This is a genomic window from Enterobacter sp. 5-4 (assembly GCF_000612205.1).
In the GTDB taxonomy this organism is placed as follows: Bacteria; Pseudomonadota; Gammaproteobacteria; order Enterobacterales; family Enterobacteriaceae; genus Enterobacter; species Enterobacter roggenkampii.
Window position 1 is genome coordinate 23,836 of sequence record NZ_JFHW01000007.1, and the last position, 18,432, is coordinate 42,267.

General features: G+C 59.3%; 16 protein-coding genes. 11 read left to right on the forward strand and 5 right to left on the reverse strand.

Translation table 11 applies throughout. The features are described 5' to 3' along the window. The first annotated feature begins 255 nt into the window (after positions 1 to 255). The 7 genes from ydcS to AA74_RS0102740 all read left to right on the forward strand — a co-directional run bounded on the left by ydcS (position 256) and on the right by AA74_RS0102740 (position 6,821). Positions 256 to 1,401, forward strand: coding sequence for a putative ABC transporter substrate-binding protein YdcS (gene ydcS, locus AA74_RS0102710; protein WP_025910840.1), 1,146 nt, complete (start codon positions 256 to 258; stop codon positions 1,399 to 1,401). Positions 1,402 to 1,418: 17 nt separating this feature from the next. After that, entirely contained in the window at positions 1,419 to 2,432 is a 1,014-nt protein-coding gene (locus tag AA74_RS0102715) for an ABC transporter ATP-binding protein (protein WP_008501289.1), read from the forward strand. Between the two features lies 1 nt (position 2,433). Continuing rightward, positions 2,434 to 3,378: an ABC transporter permease gene (locus tag AA74_RS0102720; protein ID WP_025910842.1), complete on the forward strand. Its 945-nt coding sequence runs from the start codon at positions 2,434 to 2,436 to the stop codon at positions 3,376 to 3,378. Continuing rightward, complete coding sequence (locus tag AA74_RS0102725) at positions 3,368 to 4,174, forward strand: ABC transporter permease (protein ID WP_023292290.1); 807 nt, start codon at positions 3,368 to 3,370, stop codon at positions 4,172 to 4,174. The genes AA74_RS0102720 and AA74_RS0102725 overlap by 11 nt, the downstream gene beginning before the upstream one ends. Before the next feature lie 24 nt (positions 4,175 to 4,198). Beyond that, a complete protein-coding gene (gene patD / locus AA74_RS0102730) occupies positions 4,199 to 5,623 on the forward strand; it encodes an aminobutyraldehyde dehydrogenase (protein WP_021240249.1) in 1,425 nt (474 codons plus the stop codon). Positions 5,624 to 5,805: 182 nt separating this feature from the next. After that, positions 5,806 to 5,979: a GhoT/OrtT family toxin gene (locus AA74_RS01000000122000; protein WP_013096478.1), complete on the forward strand. Its 174-nt coding sequence runs from the start codon at positions 5,806 to 5,808 to the stop codon at positions 5,977 to 5,979. An 86-nt stretch (positions 5,980 to 6,065) separates the two neighbouring features. Then, entirely contained in the window at positions 6,066 to 6,821 is a 756-nt protein-coding gene (locus tag AA74_RS0102740) for an alpha/beta fold hydrolase (protein WP_025910847.1), read from the forward strand. 70 nt (positions 6,822 to 6,891) lie between these two features. Here the strand turns inward: AA74_RS0102740 and AA74_RS0102745 are convergent, their stop codons facing one another. From AA74_RS0102745 to AA74_RS0102755, 3 genes are read right to left on the reverse strand one after another with little or no spacing between them, the layout of a single operon-like run. Next, positions 6,892 to 9,069: a virulence factor SrfC family protein gene (locus AA74_RS0102745; protein WP_025910849.1), complete on the reverse strand. Its 2,178-nt coding sequence runs from the start codon at positions 9,067 to 9,069 to the stop codon at positions 6,892 to 6,894. Beyond that, a complete protein-coding gene (locus AA74_RS0102750; RefSeq protein ID WP_025910851.1) occupies positions 9,066 to 12,047 on the reverse strand; it encodes a virulence factor SrfB in 2,982 nt (993 codons plus the stop codon). Before AA74_RS0102750 ends, AA74_RS0102745 begins: the two co-directional genes overlap by 4 nt. A gap of 4 nt (positions 12,048 to 12,051) precedes the next feature. Next, entirely contained in the window at positions 12,052 to 13,401 is a 1,350-nt protein-coding gene (locus tag AA74_RS0102755) for an SrfA family protein (protein ID WP_025910876.1), read from the reverse strand. 283 nt (positions 13,402 to 13,684) lie between these two features. Here AA74_RS0102755 and AA74_RS0102760 point away from each other — a divergent pair, with 283 nt between their 5' ends. Together AA74_RS0102760 and AA74_RS0102765 are read left to right on the forward strand one after the other, a co-directional pair. Continuing rightward, the gene (locus AA74_RS0102760; protein WP_023327585.1) at positions 13,685 to 15,283 is read left to right on the forward strand and encodes an ABC transporter substrate-binding protein; all 1,599 of its coding nucleotides are present in this window, start codon (positions 13,685 to 13,687) and stop codon (positions 15,281 to 15,283) included. A 100-nt stretch (positions 15,284 to 15,383) separates the two neighbouring features. Next, positions 15,384 to 15,617, forward strand: a complete 234-nt coding sequence (locus AA74_RS0102765) for a YdcY family protein (RefSeq protein WP_023292296.1) — start codon at positions 15,384 to 15,386, stop codon at positions 15,615 to 15,617. Between the two features lie 3 nt (positions 15,618 to 15,620). On the opposite strand, the gene AA74_RS0102770 is transcribed toward AA74_RS0102765, so the two are convergent. Next, positions 15,621 to 16,070, reverse strand: coding sequence for a DMT family transporter (locus tag AA74_RS0102770; RefSeq protein ID WP_023292297.1), 450 nt, complete (start codon positions 16,068 to 16,070; stop codon positions 15,621 to 15,623). Continuing rightward, complete coding sequence (locus tag AA74_RS0102775) at positions 16,067 to 16,585, reverse strand: GNAT family N-acetyltransferase (protein WP_023292298.1); 519 nt, start codon at positions 16,583 to 16,585, stop codon at positions 16,067 to 16,069. The genes AA74_RS0102770 and AA74_RS0102775 overlap by 4 nt, the downstream gene beginning before the upstream one ends. A gap of 148 nt (positions 16,586 to 16,733) precedes the next feature. Here AA74_RS0102775 and AA74_RS0102780 point away from each other — a divergent pair, with 148 nt between their 5' ends. Continuing rightward, complete coding sequence (locus AA74_RS0102780) at positions 16,734 to 17,309, forward strand: helix-turn-helix domain-containing protein (RefSeq protein ID WP_021240241.1); 576 nt, start codon at positions 16,734 to 16,736, stop codon at positions 17,307 to 17,309. A 65-nt stretch (positions 17,310 to 17,374) separates the two neighbouring features. Next, complete coding sequence (locus AA74_RS0102785) at positions 17,375 to 18,415, forward strand: NADP-dependent oxidoreductase (RefSeq protein ID WP_025910883.1); 1,041 nt, start codon at positions 17,375 to 17,377, stop codon at positions 18,413 to 18,415. Positions 18,416 to 18,432: the final 17 nt, after the last annotated feature.

Genomic DNA, 18,432 nt, shown 5'->3' on the forward strand with positions numbered 1-18,432 from the left:
TAAATAATCAATTCTTATCCTGATGACGGCGCTGCGACTATTTCGCGGTGACCCGTCATAGGAAATCTGCATACCGTCTCTCGCGCTTAACCCCTTGTCTATAATCCAGTTAACGGGGAATGCGCCCTCGGTCACACCTTGATGAAATTTCCTGAAGCCGAACGGTGCGGCGCATTTGCGCGGTCTACGTTTAATAAGGGAGATATTTTTACGGCACGGCTGCCGCTAAATTTCATTGCGACAGGAGTAACTCTTATGAGCAAAAAATTTGCCCGCAGCAGCCTGTGCGCGCTCGGCATGACTATCATGGCCGCGCAAGCCGCAGAACCACCCAAGGCCATTGGCGACGGGGAAGGTCGACTGGATATTATCGCCTGGCCGGGATACATCGAGCGGGGGCAGACGGATAAAAACTACGACTGGGTCACCCAGTTTGAAAAAGAGACCGGGTGTGCGGTCAACGTCAAAACGGCGGCCACGTCGGATGAAATGGTCAGCCTGATGGCGAAAGGGGGATATGACCTGGTGACCGCCTCAGGTGATGCCTCCCTGCGGCTGATCATGGGCAAACGCGTCCAGCCGATTAACCCCGATCTTATCCCCAACTGGAAAACCCTCGACGAGCGGATTGTGAAAGGGGAATGGTTTAACGTCGGCGGTAAAGTCTACGGCACGCCGTACCAGTGGGGGCCAAACCTGCTGATGTACAACACCAAAACCTTCCCGACGCCGCCGGACAGCTGGAGCGTCGTCTTTACCAAACAGGATCTGCCGGACGGTAAAACCAATCAGGGACGCGTGCAGGCGTATGACGGCCCGATTTATATCGCCGATGCGGCGCTGTTCGTCAAAGCGACCCAGCCGCAGTTGGGTATCAAAGACCCTTACCAGCTCACCGAAGCACAGTATGCCGCCGTGCTGAAAGTGCTGCGCGACCAGCATGCGCTGATCCACCGCTACTGGCATGACACCACCGTCCAGATGAGCGATTTCAAAAACGAGGGCGTGGTGGCCTCCAGCGCCTGGCCGTATCAGGCGAATGCCCTGAAGGCCGAGAACCAGCCCATTGCCACCGTCTTCCCGAAAGAGGGGGTGACAGGCTGGGCGGACACCACCATGCTCCACGCGCAGGCTAAACACCCGATGTGCGCCTACAAATGGATGAACTGGTCGCTGACGCCGAAAGTGCAGGGCGATCTGGCCGCATGGTTTGGCTCCCTGCCCGTGGTGCCGGAAGGGTGTAAAGCCAGCACGCTGCTGGGCGATAAAGGCTGCGAAACAAACGGTTATAATGAGTTCGACAAAATCATGTTCTGGAAAACCCCCATCGCAGAAGGCGGCAAATTTGTCCCTTACAGCCGCTGGACGCAGGATTACATCGCCATCATGGGCGGTCGTTAATTGCCCCGGAGCAGAACATGACGTACGCAGTCGAGTTTAACAATGTTTCCCGTCTGTACGGCGACGTCCGGGCGGTGGATGGGGTCACCATTGCGATCCGCGACGGAGAGTTTTTCTCCATGCTGGGGCCTTCGGGCTCCGGCAAAACCACCTGCCTGCGTCTGATCGCCGGTTTTGAACAGCTGTCAGGCGGGACGATTTCCATCTTCGGCAAAGAGGCGAGCGAACTGCCCCCCTGGGAACGGGACGTGAACACCGTCTTTCAGGACTATGCGCTGTTCCCGCATATGTCGATCCTCGACAATGTCGCCTACGGGCTGATGGTCAAAGGCGTCGACAAGAAAAAACGCCATGCCCAGGCCCGCGATGCTCTGGAAAAAGTGGGCCTGAGCTTTGCCATCGCCCGCAAACCGTCGCAACTTTCCGGCGGCCAGCGTCAGCGTGTCGCCATCGCCCGCGCGCTGGTAAACGAACCGCGCGTCCTGCTGCTGGACGAGCCTTTAGGGGCGCTCGATCTCAAGCTGCGGGAACAAATGCAGTTCGAGCTGAAGAAGCTTCAGCAGGAACTCGGCATCACCTTTATTTTTGTCACCCACGATCAGGGCGAGGCCCTTTCCATGTCGGATCGGGTGGCGGTGTTCAATAACGGGCGCATCGAGCAGGTGGATACCCCACGCGATCTCTACATGCGTCCGCGCACGCCGTTTGTCGCCGGTTTTGTCGGCACCTCCAACGTTTTTGATGCGGGCCTTGCGCAAACGCTTTGCGGCATGGAGGGCACCTTTTCCCTGCGCCCGGAGCATATTCGCCTTAATGAACAGGGTGACGTTCAGGTTCAGGGCGTCGTGCAGGCCGTTCAGTATCAGGGGGCTGCCACGCGTCTGGAGCTGAAGCTCGCCGATGGCGCCAAACTGCTGGTGAGCCAGGCTAACTTCAGTGACGCCTCGCCGCTGAGCGGCATTGCGCCGGGGCAGGCGGTCATGGCGTCATGGTCACGCGATGCGATGATCCGCCTTCACGAGGAGAGGTGAAATGGATATGAGCGTTGCGCATCCTCCCGCCCCGCGCGGCCGTCTGAGCCGCATGACGGCCCTGTTCTGGCGACAGCCGTCGCTCGGTCTGTTCCTGCTTCTGCTTGCGCCGCTGATGTGGTTTGGCATCGTCTATTTAGGTTCGCTGCTGACGCTGCTGTGGCAGGGGTTTTACACCTTTGACGATTTCACCATGGCGGTCACGCCGGATCTCACGCTGGCGAACATTCAGGCGCTCTTCAACCCGGCAAACTACGACATCATCCTGCGCACGTTAACGATGGCGATTGCGGTGACCATTGCCAGCGCCATCCTCGCATTCCCGATGGCCTGGTACATGGCGCGATACACCAGCGGCAAGTGGAAGGCTTTCTTCTATATCGCCGTGATGCTGCCAATGTGGGCGAGCTACATCGTCAAAGCCTACGCCTGGACGCTGCTGCTGGCGAAGGACGGCGTGGCCCAGTGGTTTCTCAGCCATCTCGGACTGGAGCCGATTCTGACCTCAATCCTGACGCTCCCGGCAATTGGCGGCAACACCTTGTCCACCTCCGGGCTGGGACGGTTTCTGGTCTTCGTGTATATCTGGCTGCCGTTTATGATCCTGCCCGTCCAGGCGGCGCTGGAACGCCTTCCGGCCTCGCTGCTGCAGGCCTCAGCCGACCTTGGCGCGCGTCCTCGCCAGACTTTTCGCTATGTCGTTCTGCCGCTGGCCATTCCGGGCATTGCGGCGGGCTCAATCTTCACCTTTTCTCTGACGCTGGGGGATTTCATCGTTCCACAACTGGTGGGGCCGCCGGGCTACTTCATTGGTAACATGGTCTACTCCCAGCAGGGCGCTATCGGCAATATGCCGATGGCCGCCGCGTTCACACTGGTGCCCATCGTGCTGATTTCTCTTTATCTGGCGTTCGTGAAACGTCTGGGAGCATTCGATGCACTCTGAACGCGCACCGCTGTTCCTGAAAGTGGCAGCGTGGGGAGGCGTCATCTTCCTGCACTTCCCGCTGCTGATCATCGCGACCTATGCCTTCAACACCGAGGACGCCGCCTTCAGCTTTCCGCCGCAGGGGCTGACGCTGAAGTGGTTTAGCGTGGCGGCGGGGCGCGGCGATATCATCGAATCCGTGACGTTGTCACTTCAGATTGCCGCGCTTTCTACCGCTATAGCCCTTGTGCTTGGCACGCTTGCTGCAGCAGCGCTGTGGCGAAGCGCGTTTTTTGGCAAGAATGCGATCTCTCTGCTGCTGCTGTTACCGATTGCGTTACCGGGGATCATCACCGGCCTGGCGCTGCTGACGGCTTTCAAAACGATTAACCTGGAGCCGGGGTTTTTCACCATCGTGGTCGGACACGCCACCTTCTGCGTGGTGGTGGTGTTTAACAACGTGATTGCCCGGTTCAGACGCACCTCCTGGAGCCTGGTGGAAGCGTCGATGGATCTCGGGGCTGACGGGTGGCAAACCTTTCGCTATGTAGTGCTGCCCAATCTGGGTTCCGCGCTGCTGGCCGGGGGAATGCTGGCGTTTGCCCTGTCGTTTGACGAGATCATCGTCACAACGTTTACGGCGGGACACGAGCGCACGTTACCGCTGTGGTTGCTCAACCAGCTCGGGCGTCCACGCGACGTGCCGGTCACCAACGTCGTGGCTCTGCTGGTGATGCTGGTGACAACTATCCCCATTCTTGGAGCCTGGTGGCTAACCCGCGACGGCGAAAACATTGCCGGCAGCGGGAAATAACAGTGAATTCAACAGGAAAATGCTATGCAAAAACATCTGCTGATAAACGGTGAGCTGGTTGCCGGAGAAGGTGAAAAACAGCCGGTTTATAACCCGGCCACCGGAGAGGTGCTGCTGGAGATTGCTGAGGCGTCAGCGGCCCAGGTCGACGCGGCGGTGCTGGCGGCTGACCGTGCTTTTGCGGCGTGGGGACAAACAACGCCGAAAACCCGCGCCGAGTGCCTGCTGAAGCTGGCGGACGCGATTGAAGCGCACGGTGAGGCGTTTGCCCGGCTCGAGTCCCTCAACTGCGGCAAGCCGCTGCACTGCGCGCTGGGGGATGAAATTCCGGCGGTGGTCGACGTTTTCCGTTTCTTTGCCGGGGCCGCCCGCTGCCTGAACGGTCTGGCAGCGGGCGAGTACCTTGACGGCCACACGTCGATGATTCGCCGCGATCCGGTGGGCGTGGTGGCCTCTATCGCGCCGTGGAACTACCCGCTGATGATGGCAGCCTGGAAGCTGGCCCCCGCGCTGGCGGCAGGGAACTGCGTGGTGATAAAGCCCTCTGAGATCACGCCCCTGACCGCGCTGAAGCTGGCAGAGCTGGCAAAAGATATCTTCCCGGCGGGCGTTCTGAACGTGCTGTTTGGTCGCGGGAAAACGGTCGGCGACCCGCTCACCGGGCACGAGAAGGTCCGCATGGTTTCGCTGACCGGTTCGATCGCGACCGGGGAACATATCATCGGCCATACGGCGTCCTCGATTAAACGCACCCATATGGAGCTGGGCGGCAAAGCGCCGGTGATCGTGTTTGATGATGCCGATCTGGATGCGGTGGTTGAAGGGGTGCGGACGTTTGGCTTCTACAATGCCGGGCAGGACTGTACGGCAGCCTGCCGCATTTATGCCCAGAAGGGAATCTATGCCCAACTGGTAGAAAAACTGGGTGCCGCAGTCGCCAGCCTTAAAATGGGGGCGCCTGAAGACACCTCGACCGAACTGGGACCGCTCAGCTCGGCCGCCCATCTGTCACGCGTCTGTCAGGCCGTCGATGAGGCGAAAGCGCTCGGCCATATCCGGGTTGTCACCGGCGGGAGCAAAAAAGAGGGGGCGGGCTACTACTTCCAGCCAACCCTGCTGGCGGGGGCAAAACAGGACGACGCCATCGTTCAGCGCGAGGTGTTTGGCCCGGTGGTGAGCGTCACCGAGTTTGATGACGAGGCGCAGGTGCTGGCCTGGGCAAACGACTCGCAATACGGCCTGGCGTCATCGGTCTGGACCAAAGACGTGGGGCGCGCCCATCGCCTGAGCGCGCGCCTGCAGTACGGCTGCACCTGGGTGAATACCCATTTTATGCTGGTGAGCGAAATGCCGCACGGCGGCATGAAATTATCGGGCTACGGGAAAGATATGTCGGTCTACGGGCTTGAGGATTATACGGTTGTCCGGCATGTCATGATCAAACACTGATCCGCTTAGCCTGGCCGCTTGCGCGGTCAGGCGTTCTCTTTGCCCGCCAGATGTGTTACGTAAGATACTCAATTGTTATTAGCCATAATTTTTAAGTGGTTATTCTGTAACGAAAAAACTTGATCTGTGTCAACATATGACGCATATTGCGTGCGGTTATTTTTTCGGCTCTGGTATACAGAATGACGTTGTATCAAAAGATGTTGGTTTTTTACGCAATCATGGCTTCCATCTGCGCGTTAATCACCTGGTTCCTCTCAAAAGACCGCAAACGTATCCGCCTGCTGAGCGCTTTCCTGGTGGGGTCAACCTGGCCAATGAGCTTTCCCGTTGCGCTGCTGGTCTCGCTTTTCTGAAGCACGCTTCCAGTTTTAAAAGATGAACATAGCATTCCTGATGTGATAACTGTATAAATACACAGTGCATCGTAAAAGGAGTGCTTATGAACAGTTTTTACTCGCAACAGGCCGGTTGCACCGTGCGCTGGCACGACTTGCCCGGCTCCGGCGATCCCGTGGTGTTCATTCACGGGCTGGGCTGCGCCGCTTCCTATGAATATCCCCGCGTCGTTTGTGACCCGCTTTTTGGCGCGCGCAGAGCGATTCTCATCGACTTGCCCGGCAGCGGCTACAGCGATAAGCCTGAGCACTACAGCTATAAAACCACCGACCAGGCGCACGTTGTGGCGGAGCTGATTGACCATCTTAAACTGGATTCCTTCTGGTTATACGGCCACAGCATGGGCGGCAGTATTGCTATCGAAACGGCGGGGCTGCTGGCTACGCGCGTGAAGGGACTGATGGTGTCAGAACCCAATTTTCACGCGGGTGGGGGGATGTTCAGCCGGTCAATCGCGGCGCAAAGCGAGCAACAGTTTCTGGAGCAGGGTTATGACGCCATGCTCAGCGCAGAAAAAACGGCGTGGGCAGGGTGCCTGCAGAGCAATGCGGCTTATGCCGTCTGGCGCGGTGCATCCAGCCTGGTGGCCGGCGTTGAACCGGAATGGGAAGCGCAGTTTCTGTCACTTCCTTGCCCGGTAACGTTGATTTTTGGCGAGCTCTCTCTGCCGGATGACGATGTGGAAAATCTGCAACAGAAAGGCGTTGAGGTAAAAATTATCCCTGCGGCGGGGCACTCTATGTCGTGGGAAAACCCCTCTGCGCTGGCGCAGGCATTAGCCGGGTGTATGACGATGTGATTATTGTGCAATTTATCATCGTGGCGAAATGTAGGCCGGGTAAGCGCAGCGCCACCCGGCAAGAAGGCGGCTACATTATTAAAGCACGTAGTGCCTGACGAGCGTCAGGCTGAACATCATGCGGGTGATGGTAATCAATGTTCTCGATCGCGCGGCTATAGAGTGCGACTAGCCAGTCGTAAACGTACGCGGTAGCCGCATGGACCGGCTGTTCACCCAGACGCGTCAGGCGGGGCTCGGCGCTGCTCACCACCGGGGTGACGAAGATGGCCTGCCCCTTGCGGATGCGGCTTGCCGGGCGCGTCGCCACGGGCGTCTTGTCGTAACCCAGCCAGCCAATGAAATTGCCCATCACGGCATGCAGTTGCGCAGCGCTACTCTTATCCGCTTCGACAATTCGCTGCAGCTGCTGAGGCAGATCCAGCCGGTAGCTGGTGACCACCAGCACATCCGCAATTTGCTGCAATACCGCAGGATCCAGCCCAAGACGGGCGGCTGTCGCCTCGTTGCGGCTCCACTGGCGCAGATGATTTATCCAGACTTTGTGCGCCAGGCGCGCTTTGTCTTTGGTCTGGTACAGACCTGCGCTTTCCTGGGCGTTCTCGGCAAACAGGTCAATGGTATCCGTAAATAGCCCGTTAACCTGCTCCTCGCGCGGCTGCTGAACGGCCAATAGCGTTTCAAAGGCCTTCAGCGGCGGCAGCAGGCCTTCAAGCAGCTCGCCGTGGCGGGCGGCACTGCTTTGCAGCGTGCGCACCATGTTTTCTGCCTGAGTGCGTCGGATACCTGGCTCCTCAACCAGCGGTGCCAGGTAGCTTTGCATCATCGCCGAGAGCTCCAGACGCAGCGCGTTTTTGAGCGTGCCGAGACGCTTCTGTCGCTGCGCGGGCAGCGTGGCCTGAGACAGCCACTCAATGACGCGCTGCATGCTGTGGCTGTCCAGAGCCTGCAGCGTGCCCCAGCGCAGGCCGGGCTTCCCGAGCAGATGCTGTACGGCTTCATCGAGATTCTGCCGGGTGGTAAAGCGAGCGTCGTGCGGGGTGATCGCCCATACCAGACCCGGCAGGGCAGATTCTTCCGCAGGCTGCGTCTCCCTGACCCAGTTCATTAACACTTTTGCTTTTTTGGCCGTCTGTTCGTGCTGCGCCGTCGCGTTGCAGATGACCAGCACATCCGGCTGGAGCTGTTGACGGTAGTGCTCAAGCAGCCACTGGGATTTTGCCTGGCGTAGCGGATCGGCATGGCGGTCTTCAAACACCGGGATATCAATGATATCGACATTATCCAGCGCGCCGTTCTCAACCGGAAGTACCAGCTCGCGGGTCAGGAAGGCCAGCACATCGACGGGGAGGCTGATGGCGTTCAGCATCTCACCGTTGTTCAGCGGATGGAGAAGCGTCTCTTGCGTATTCTGCAGCGCTACCGAGCCGTCGTGCGTCAGGAACCCTTCGCCAGGCAGCCCGAAGCTGTCCACCAGCAGGCTAAGGGGGGCCGCAATCTCGCTGGCATGGCTGGTCTGGTGCAGCACATGGGCCAGATTTAACCACTGCTGGGTCAGTTCCTGCTGCTCGCCCCACAGCAGCGACCAGACGCTGGCGCGGGTGCTGAGATCGAGCGAAGGCACCAGTTGGGCGAACTCGTGCCACAGGGCATCATCAATTTGCTGTTTCGCGGCGGGTACCGTGCTCTGCCAGAAGCGGGCAATCGCCCCCACGTCCTGCGCCGTGATGCCGGGCACGTTCTGCGGCTGGCGCAGACCGCGCCATTTCTCCAGGCGGGTTTCGATGACCGCCTTATCCACCGCGCGCATCTGCGGGTGCAGCGTCGTGCGGGCAATAAACAGCTGCACCAGCTCGGCCTCGGTGACCAGACTCAGGCGCAGCGGAAACGCCTCGTCAAGCGCTTCCGGGGTTTCCCCGGTGAAGCGGACGGCCATGTTGGTCAGGGCATGTCCCGGATTGATATGCGAAAAATAGTCAAAGGTGCGCTGGCCTGGCGTCACGTTCAGGCGTCCATTGCCGCTGCCGCACAGCGACAACAGCAGGTGCGCTTTCGCGCTCTGCGAATGGCCGTAAAGCCCGATGCTGCTCAGGCGGGTCATGGCGCGTTCAATGGCCTGCTCGCGCGCCTGCGCCGCGTTGATGCGGGCAAGCAGGGCGTCGGCATCGTTATCCAGCACGGGGGCGTTCAGGCGCGTCTCGTTGATCCACCCGATTAAGGCCTGAGTGGTGGTGGTCGTCGCTGTCATTTCAGGTATACGCTCCCGCTGTCGATCCAGTAGTGGCTGCCGCTGTGTCGGCGGTCGGCCAGGGTATTCAGTTTGAAGGTTAAGGCGTCAGGCGCCACCGGCGTGCCGTCCTGCAACCAGGCATCGCTCAGCTCGAAGGCCTCCGGGCCTTCATGCTTGCTGCCGCCGCAGAGTTTGAGCCGCACGTTCAGCACGCCGTCGCCGGCAATCGCTTTTGCCAGTTCGGCCGAGTTAATGCTGAGCGTGTAGAGCGGCGTGGCCGGCCAGCGCGCGTTCGCCAGCTGGCGGAAGCCGAGGGTGACGTTACCGCGCAGCGGGAAGTGCAGACGCGCGTCAAGCTTCGCGCCGGGTTTATCGAGATCGATATCCTGATACCAGACGTTTTCCTCGCGCAGGGTATTGACGGTGTTATCCAGCACGCCCAGATAGCGCACGGTGGAATACGCGCCAATGTCCGCGGCCTTAAAGTTGAAGCGCGGCAGACGCAGGTCAAGCGCCAGGCTGCAGAGCATGGCCCCCACGGCAGCGGTCGATTTCGGGTTGCCAATGCGCCCCTGCTGGCTGAACGGATACCACTCATGCACCTGGTATTTATCCAGCCAGACGATGCGGTTGACCGGCACCGGCTGCAGGTGGCGAATCAGCGCCTGAACGCCAGGCAGGCAGCCCGGGCGTCCGGTGATCAGCAGAATGTCGCAGCTATAATGGGAGATCGCCTCACACACCGCGTGGAGCGGGGAGGCCAGCGTAAACTGCCCGGCCAGCATCGCATCCTGCATTTCGCGGAAATTGACGTGCAGCGGCACGGCGAAGAGGTCAAAAGCGTCAGAACCCGCAGGCAGGGCATGGTCGATCGCCTGCTGCAGATAGTTCATCACGTTGCGGGTCGGCTTCTGCGGCAGGAGATCGCCAAAGGTGGCGTGCAGACCAGCCAGCGGATCGTCAACGTCGCTGGACTCCCACCCGGCAAGAATCGCATGGCCAAGCGGCATAAACAGCTGCAGCGCCGTCTGCTGGCGCAGTACGGCCTGGGTATCAATGCGCCCGGAGTCACCGAACAGCGAGGCCATCAGCAGCGAGGCATCCGCGATACCGGATTTCTGCAGCTGCGTTTGCAGAGCGGGCAACACGTAGCGCTGAATCACGTCCAGAAGCGTATCGTCGCCCGCGACCTTAAACCCTTCGCGGAACAGCAGCTGCGGGGTGATTTTGACGTTATTGCCGGAACCGTCGTCCAGCTGGTAATGGGTGATCGCCATATCCGTTGTGCCGCCGCCGATGTCGATGGACGCGACGCGTAACGCCCGTCCCGGCTGGCTGCCCGGCTCAGGCTCACGGTCCGGACGGGCAAGGGAGGCGAAGAAGGCTTCGGTCTGGCCGCCAAAGCGGGAGATGGCTTCGTTATACAGCCAGACCAGCTGACCGCAGCTGGCTTCATCCCACTCCATCTGGATTTCAGGTACCGGCACCACGCTTTTTTCTTGCTGTTTGCGGGTGACAAAATCCTCATCCTGCGGGTGCCATCCCATCGCTTTCCAGACAATCGCGATGGCTTCAAACATGCGGCGACGGAAGATCTCGCGCTCCTGCTTTGGCATGGCGGAGGGCAGCGTCAGGATCAGCGTGCGCAACTGGCGCGGCGAGGCAGGGAAGCCCAGGCGCAGGCGCGTGGCGACGCTGTTGATCTGCCCCAGCGCCTGTGCCAGCAGCTCGCACAGCATATGGGTCATCAGGGTGCTGCGGCTGTATTGCGGCGAGAAGACCGGCAGGCGCTCGTCCTGCGGCAGCGTGAAGAGCGGCTCGCCGTCATCGTTCATCAGGTTCATCAGCGGGAACGCGGTGGCAAGCGGTTCACGCTGGGTCTTGCTGTTCATCTGGCTAAAGCGCCAGTCCTGCACGACCGGGGTTTCATCCCACAGGTAGCGACGCGGGCTGGAGATACCGCTGTTGCCCTCGGTGCCCAGACGCTGCATCGCCAGCTTGCGGGCTTCATCACCGACGCGGACAATCGACGGCCAGACAAAGGCATCTTCGCGACCGCTTTCCACCGAGAAGTGCTGCTTGCCAAAACGCGCTTCCGAAAACTCGAGACGGCTGGTGAACAGCGGTTCGTTCAGGAACTGCGGCTCGCTGAGCGAGCGGACCTGCAGCTCGGCGGTCTGGCGCAGCCCATCGTTGGCATCGCCGTGGTCTTCAATAATGACGCCGCAGGTGTGGGTATTGCCCACGTCGAGGATCAGGTCGACCGGAATGGCAGGCGTGCTGAGCGTATGGGTGACAAATTTCACTTCCGGCACGGTGAGCTGTTCACCGAGCATGGTCAGCAGGTTGAGCCAGTGGGCCTGATACTCAAAGCTGCGCATCGCCTGCTGCAGGTCGCGTTCAGAGCGGTTCTCAACGCCGTCGGCATACTGGGTAAACGCCTCGCGCAGCCAGCCGTCAATCCAGGTCTGATCGAGGAAGCTGTCTACCTCGTTATCGCGCCAGGCCAGCGCGAAGCGGGTGCCGTTCAGAATATCGTTTTCCACCGGAGAGAGCGCGGACGTGGCATGGTCGGCAATCTGGCTGTCAAGCGCGAGGGTCACGCGGTGGGTATTGCCTGCCGTGTCGGGGGTCTCAAGCTTGCGCACCTGAACGCGGGCCCAGTTATCCGGCCCTTCCACAAACGTCCGCGGCGGGTTGAAGCGCAGGAAAGGAACCGGAAGCCAGACGCCATCCAGTACCGTCAGCGACTGATGCAGCGGGATAGTGGTTTCCGGCTTGACCACTTCAGGCTGGCCGCCGTTCATGCCCGGCAGGGTATAGCGACCGTTGACCAGGTCGAAATCGAGGCGCAACAGCGGGCCGTTCGCGGTTTTACGTACGAAGCGCCCGTTGCTGGCGGAGTCCTGCGGCGTCAGACCGAAATCGAGGAACTGCACGCCGCTGTTGGCAATAAGCGTGACGCTTTGTTTATAGTCGCAAAGATTTACCAGCATAGGATCAGGCACCTGCTTTCTTGAACGTCAGTGGGACGACGGTGTTGGCATCATAACGGGCGCGACATTCTGCGATATCGCTGGTGCCTGCTTTACAGGCCACTTCCGGCATCGGGTAGCGGGAACCGTCGGTGCAGCGGGCAGTACCGCGACTCTTAATCATCAGCTCGCCATTGCTGTGCAGCCCGGAGAAGACCTCCGCGCGGCAGACAATGTTGTCGCCGTGGACAACGCGGGCGAAACCTTTGTTGTTCTGGATTTGATAGCGCAGCGACGGCGGCTTGCCGGTGACCGGATCCTTCACGTCGAGGATGGCGCGCCAGGTGCCGTTCAGGAAGCGCGTCGATCCCGCTTTCACCTGATTCGCTTCCATCACCATGGCGTCTTTCGGAATGGCGACAATCACCACCGGAGCGGGTTGTGGTGCAGCTTCACCCGGAGCCGCTTCTTTTTCTTTGATGGCCACGACCTCAGCCTGATGCAGCGGTAACTTCATCGCCAGCGGTTCAACCGCCTTGATCGGCTTTGGCGCAATCTCCACGGGTTCAGGTGCGGGCGCCGGGGCGGGCTCAGCGGAAGGCGCCTGTTTCGGCCACAGCAGCGGGGCGGCAACGGCGGCAACGATCACGGCGGCAACCGGCAGAGTCCACAGGGGAACGCGGCGCTTTTTCACGACGTTCGCCGGAACAGGTTCCTGGACAGGTTGCGCAACGACGGGGGCCGGTTCGGGCTCATACAGATCCTCCGGCGTAATACGCACCACCGTGGACGGGGCGATCAGCGGCTCGTCCGCATGCTCAAAGGTCATCACCGGCTCTGGCTCAGGCTCGGGTTCAGGATCGTCAATCACAACGGGGGCTGGCTCAGGGATCAGCGATTCACGCAGGCAGTCGAGGACATCGTCGCGCGCGTTCTCGTTGAGGTTTACAAATCCCCAGAAGCTGATGACCGGCTTTCCGTCCACCAGGAAGAGGAAGTTTTCGCCCGGAAACTGAAATGCCTTCGACAGCAGAGAGCCAAAAAGCTGTTGCGCGGTTTTAGGCGACTGCAGGCATTTCTTGCTTAATGACTCGACGCTGGCGAGCGTGTTTTCCAGATAGCGCAGGGCGCGATAGCGATCATCTTCATCGGCCGCTTTCCAGCTGGTTACGCTCCCTTCAACCGGGGAATACCAGTCCACGCGGTCGCCGCTGTCGTTGACCTGAGGAATCGCCAGACAGTCGACGATGGCCTGTTGTTTGCGCAACCGGAGCGCTTCCCGGATTTGCAACGCTGATTCGAAAACGGCTTGTCCGCCGCCGCCAACGGCCTGAAAATCATCCAGATTACCGCTGCGTAAAAGAGTTTTTGCCACGATTTGATCCCATATACTTCTTCACACCATTACTTTAACGAACCGAGGACGCAACCAAACGGAGGAAGAGACGCTAAAAGCGCCGATTTCTTGCGGCATAGAAAGTGACGGTTGTGCTTGACGAATAATGGCACTTAAGACAAATCGTCTTTCTGGCTGCTGGCGGTTAAAACAGCAAAAACCGCGGCTTTAGAATAACCTGATAGTGTTTCGTTATTTGCCAGGTCAAAACGCCTGTGCTGTTATTACTGTCCTATATAATAAAACTGTCAGGGTTATAACCATGTCTACAGGGAAAACACTGCTCGCCCTTGCGCTGAGCGCGCTGTTACCAGCCGGTGCCGCATGGGCGGCAAACAACGACACCCTTATTTATTGTTCAGAAGCCTCCCCCGAGTCCTTCAACCCACAAATCGCCAGCTCTGGCCCGTCTTTTGTGGCCAGCTCTCAGGTGCTGTATAACCGCCTGATCAATTTCGACCCGGTGAAAAATACTCCGGTGCCGTCGCTGGCGGAGTCCTGGACAATCTCCCCGGACGGCAAGACCTATACCTTTACCCTGCGTAAAGGGGTGAAGTTCAACAGCAACAAATACTTCAAACCGACGCGCGATTTTAATGCCGATGACGTTATTTTCTCGGTCATGCGCCAGAAAGACCCTAAACACCCGTACCACAACGTGTCGCAGGGCAACTACGAATACTTTAACGATGTGGGTCTCGATAAGCTGATCCAGGACGTGAAAAAGGTCGATGACTACCACGTCCAGTTCACCCTCAGCGAACCCAACGCTGCGTTTCTGGCCGACTGGGGGATGGATTTCGCCTCGATTCTCTCCGCGGAATACGCCGACGCGATGCTGAAAAAAGGCACGCCTGAAAACGTGGACACCTGGCCGATTGGTACCGGGCCATACGTGCTGCAGCAGTACAAAGTGGATTCGCTGATCCGCTACGTCGCGAACCCGAACTACTGGGAAGGCGAGGTGCCGACGAAGCATCTCATCTTCTCCATTACGCCAAACGTGGAAACCCGCCTGGCGAAGCTGCAGACCAACGAGTGCCAGATTATTCCTGCGCCATCCCCGGTTCAGTTTGACGCCATCAAAAACAACAAAGACCTGACGCTGCACGCCGTCGATGCGCTGAACGTCGGTTATCTGGCGTTTAACACCGAGAAAAAACCGTTTGATAATGTGCTGGTGCGTCAGGCGCTCAACTACGCGACCGACAAGAAGGCCATCGTTAATGCGGTCTTTATGGGATCGGGCACGGTGGCAAAATCGCCGATCCCGCCAAATATGCTGGGCTTCAATAAAGACCTGAAGGACTACAGCTACGATCCTGAAAAAGCGAAAGCCCTGCTGAAGCAGGCGGGTCTGGAGAAGGGCGCGGAAGTCACGCTGTGGTCAATGCCGGTGCAGCGTCCGTATAACCCGAATTCGCGTCGTATCGCGGAGATGATCCAGAGCGACTGGGCAAAAGTCGGCGTGAAGGCCAAAATTGTCTCCTACGAGTGGGGCGAATATCTCTCCGGAATGCGTAAAGGCGAGCATGACTCCGCGCTGTTTGGCTGGATGTCCGACAACGGCGACCCGGACAACTTTGCCGATGTACTGCTCGGCTGCAACAGCATTAAAACCGGCTCAAACGCCGCGCGCTGGTGCGATAAGGGGTATGATGCCCTGGTACAAAAAGCGAAGCTGACCAGCAGCCCGGCCGAGCGCGCGAAGCTCTATGGCCAGGCGCAGGAGATTTTCTATCAGCAGGCGCCGTGGATTGCGCTCGCAAACGGGAAAACGTTCTACGCGACCCGCAGCAATGTGAGCGGGTACAGCGTAAGCCTGATGGGCAGCGATTTCTCAAAAGCGAAGCTGAACTAAGCCTTTTTAGCCGGGTGGCGGCTCCGCCTTACCCGGCCTACATTTGGCACCTGTAGGCCCGGTAAGCGTAGCGCCACCGGGCACATAATGAGGAGTGACAATGTCACATTTAAACGAAGTTATCGCCCGCGTCGATGCCGCCATCGAAGAGAGCGTGATTACCCACATGAACGAACTGCTGATCGAATTAAGCGATGATGCAGAGCTCAGCCGTGAAGAGCGCTACACTCAGCAGCAGCGTCTGCGCACCGCGATTTCGCACCACGGTAAGCAGCATAAAGAGGAGATGGACGCGCGTGAGGAACAGCTGACGAAAGGCGGCACCATACTGTAACCATCAAAACTGGCGTCGCGCCACCAGCCAGGCCCCGACCACCAGCATCACCGCGCCGCACACCGGGCCGATCAGGGCGCGCAGCGGGATGCCCTGGCTCCTCAGCACGTCCAGCACCAGCCCGCCAATCAGCTGGCTTGCCACCAGTACGGCGATGGTCGTCGCCGCGCCAACGTTCTGATAGCCGCTGATGCTGGCAAACACAAAAAACGACCCCAGCAGTCCCGGGATAAGCGTCCACCAGCGCACCGTTGCGGCGAGCTCGCTGAACCCGGCGACGCCCTGTTTCAGCAGCAGAATGCTGACAAACAGCACGATGCCGACCAGCGAATTCAGCAGCATCGCGATAAGAATGGTGGAGGAGGACTGGGTGATACGCACCATCAGGGTGTTTTGCACCACCAGGCCAATACCCGCCGCCACCAGAAACGCCAGCGTCAGTGACTGATTCATGGGATCGCGTCCGGGTCGCTGCGCTCGTCCAGCTGCAGCTGCATAAAGGTTAAGTCCAGCCAGCGGCCAAACTTGGTTCCCACCTGCGGCATTTGTCCCGTCGTCACAAAGCCGAGCGTTTCGTGGAGGTGTATCGAGGCATGGTTTTGCGCTTCAATCCCGGCCACCATCACGTGTTTACCGATGGCGCGGGCCTCGTTAATCAGCGCCTTCATCAGCGTGCGGCCAATCCCCTTGCCCTGATGGGCCGGGTGGACGTAGACCGAGTGCTCAACCGTATGACGGAAGCCGTCAAAGGCGCGCCAGTCGCCGAAAGAGGCGTAGCCGGTGATTACGCCGTCTTCCTCGCTCACCAGAACCGGGTAGCCCGCAAGCGAGCGCGCCTCAAACCAGGCGATGCGGTTATCGGTATCGACGGTTTTATCGTTCCAGATCGCGGCAGTGTGCAGCACCGCGTGGTTGTAAATCTCGCCTATCGCAGCGCAGTCTTCTTTGCAGGCATGACGAACGATCATGATGAAGCCTCTGTGTGTTGTTCACTATAGTATTACGTTATCGCTACGATATTACACAACTGTATCGCCCGATCGCTACGGCATAAGCCATATTTTTTTGTTATCAAAAGCCCATTGAATTGCCGTTCATACACTATAGTATGACGTCATGAACACCATAACAGACACAATGAATCAACGGATTAGCGCAAGAATTCGCCTTGAACGCGAGTCTCGCGGGTGGTCCCTGAGCGAGCTGGCGGACCGGGCAGGCGTCTCCCGCGCCATGATCCATAAAATCGAGCGCGGGGACAGTAGCCCGACAGCCACCTTGCTTGCCCGCCTGTCGGGCGCGTTTGGCATCAGCATGTCAACGCTGATTGCCCGGGCCGAGATGCAGGAGGGCAAGCTGCTGCGCCTGGCAAATCAGCCCGTCTGGCGCGACCCGCAGACGCACTACCTCCGCCGCCATGTTTCCCCCCGTACCGATCTGCCCATCGACCTTGTTCAGGTTGAACTGCCTGCGGGCAGCGATGTTCCGATGCCGGCCTCTTCTTACGCGCTGGCGCGTCAGCTTATCTGGCTGCAGTCCGGTGAGCTGGTGTTTCAGGAGGGCGATACGCGCCACGAGATGCGCGCCGGAGACTGTCTTGAGCTGGGGCCGCCTAATGACTGCCGGTTCATTAACGAGACGAACGAAACCTGCATCTATCTGGTTGTACGCCTCAATCAGTCTGGCTCGTAATGCTAATGCGATAACGCCGAACGTGAGCCAGGCTGTAATGACATTTGTACCAGAAGGAGATCCTGATGAATCACTCTGTTTCGCATAACCGCCGCTGGGTGCTGGCCTCTCGTCCACAGGGCGCACCGGTAGCGGAAAATTTTCGTCTGGAAACGCAGCCTGTTCCGGAACCAGGGGCGGGGCAGCTTTTGCTTCGTACCGTCTGGCTGTCGCTGGATCCTTATATGCGGGGTCGCATGAGCGATGCGCCATCCTATTCGCCGCCGGTTGAGCTCGGTGCGGTGATGGTGGGGGGAACGGTCAGCCGCGTTGAACAGTCAAACCATCCCGACTTCAAAGCCGGTGAATGGGTGCTGGGCTACAGCGGCTGGCAGGAATATGAACTCTCGGACGGCAGCGGCCTGGTGAAGCTGGGCGAAAATCCGTCTCATCCTTCCTGGTCGCTGGGCGTACTGGGTATGCCGGGCTTTACCGCCTATATGGGGCTGCTGGATATCGGGCAACCGAAAGCGGGTGAAACGCTGGTGGTGGCGGCGGCGACCGGCCCGGTTGGCGCGACGGTTGGGCAGATCGGCAAAATCAAAGGTTGCCGGGTGGTCGGCGTCGCCGGTGGCGCAGAGAAATGCCGCCATGCCGTTGAGGTGCTCGGGTTTGACCTGTGTCTGGATCACCACGCCGCGGATTTTGCCGACCAGCTCAAGCAGGCCTGCCCGAACGGCATTGATGTCTACTATGAAAACGTCGGCGGGAAAGTGTTTGACGCCGTGCTGCCCCTGCTGAACACCTCCGCGCGCGTGCCGGTGTGTGGCCTGGTGAGCGGCTACAACGCGACGGGCTTGCCTGACGGGCCGGACCGCCTGCCGCTTCTGATGGCGACCCTTCTCAAGAAACGCATTCGGATGCAGGGCTTTATCATCGGCCAGGACTATGGACATCGCATCCATGAGTTCCAGGAAGAGATGGGGCGCTGGGTGCAGGAGGGAAAAATCCACTATCGCGAACAGGTCACGGACGGGCTGGAAAACGCCCCCGAGGCGCTCATTGGCCTGCTGGAAGGACGAAACTTCGGCAAAGTCGTGATTCGCGTCGCGAGTGACAATAAATAAAGCGCAATATGGCGGGG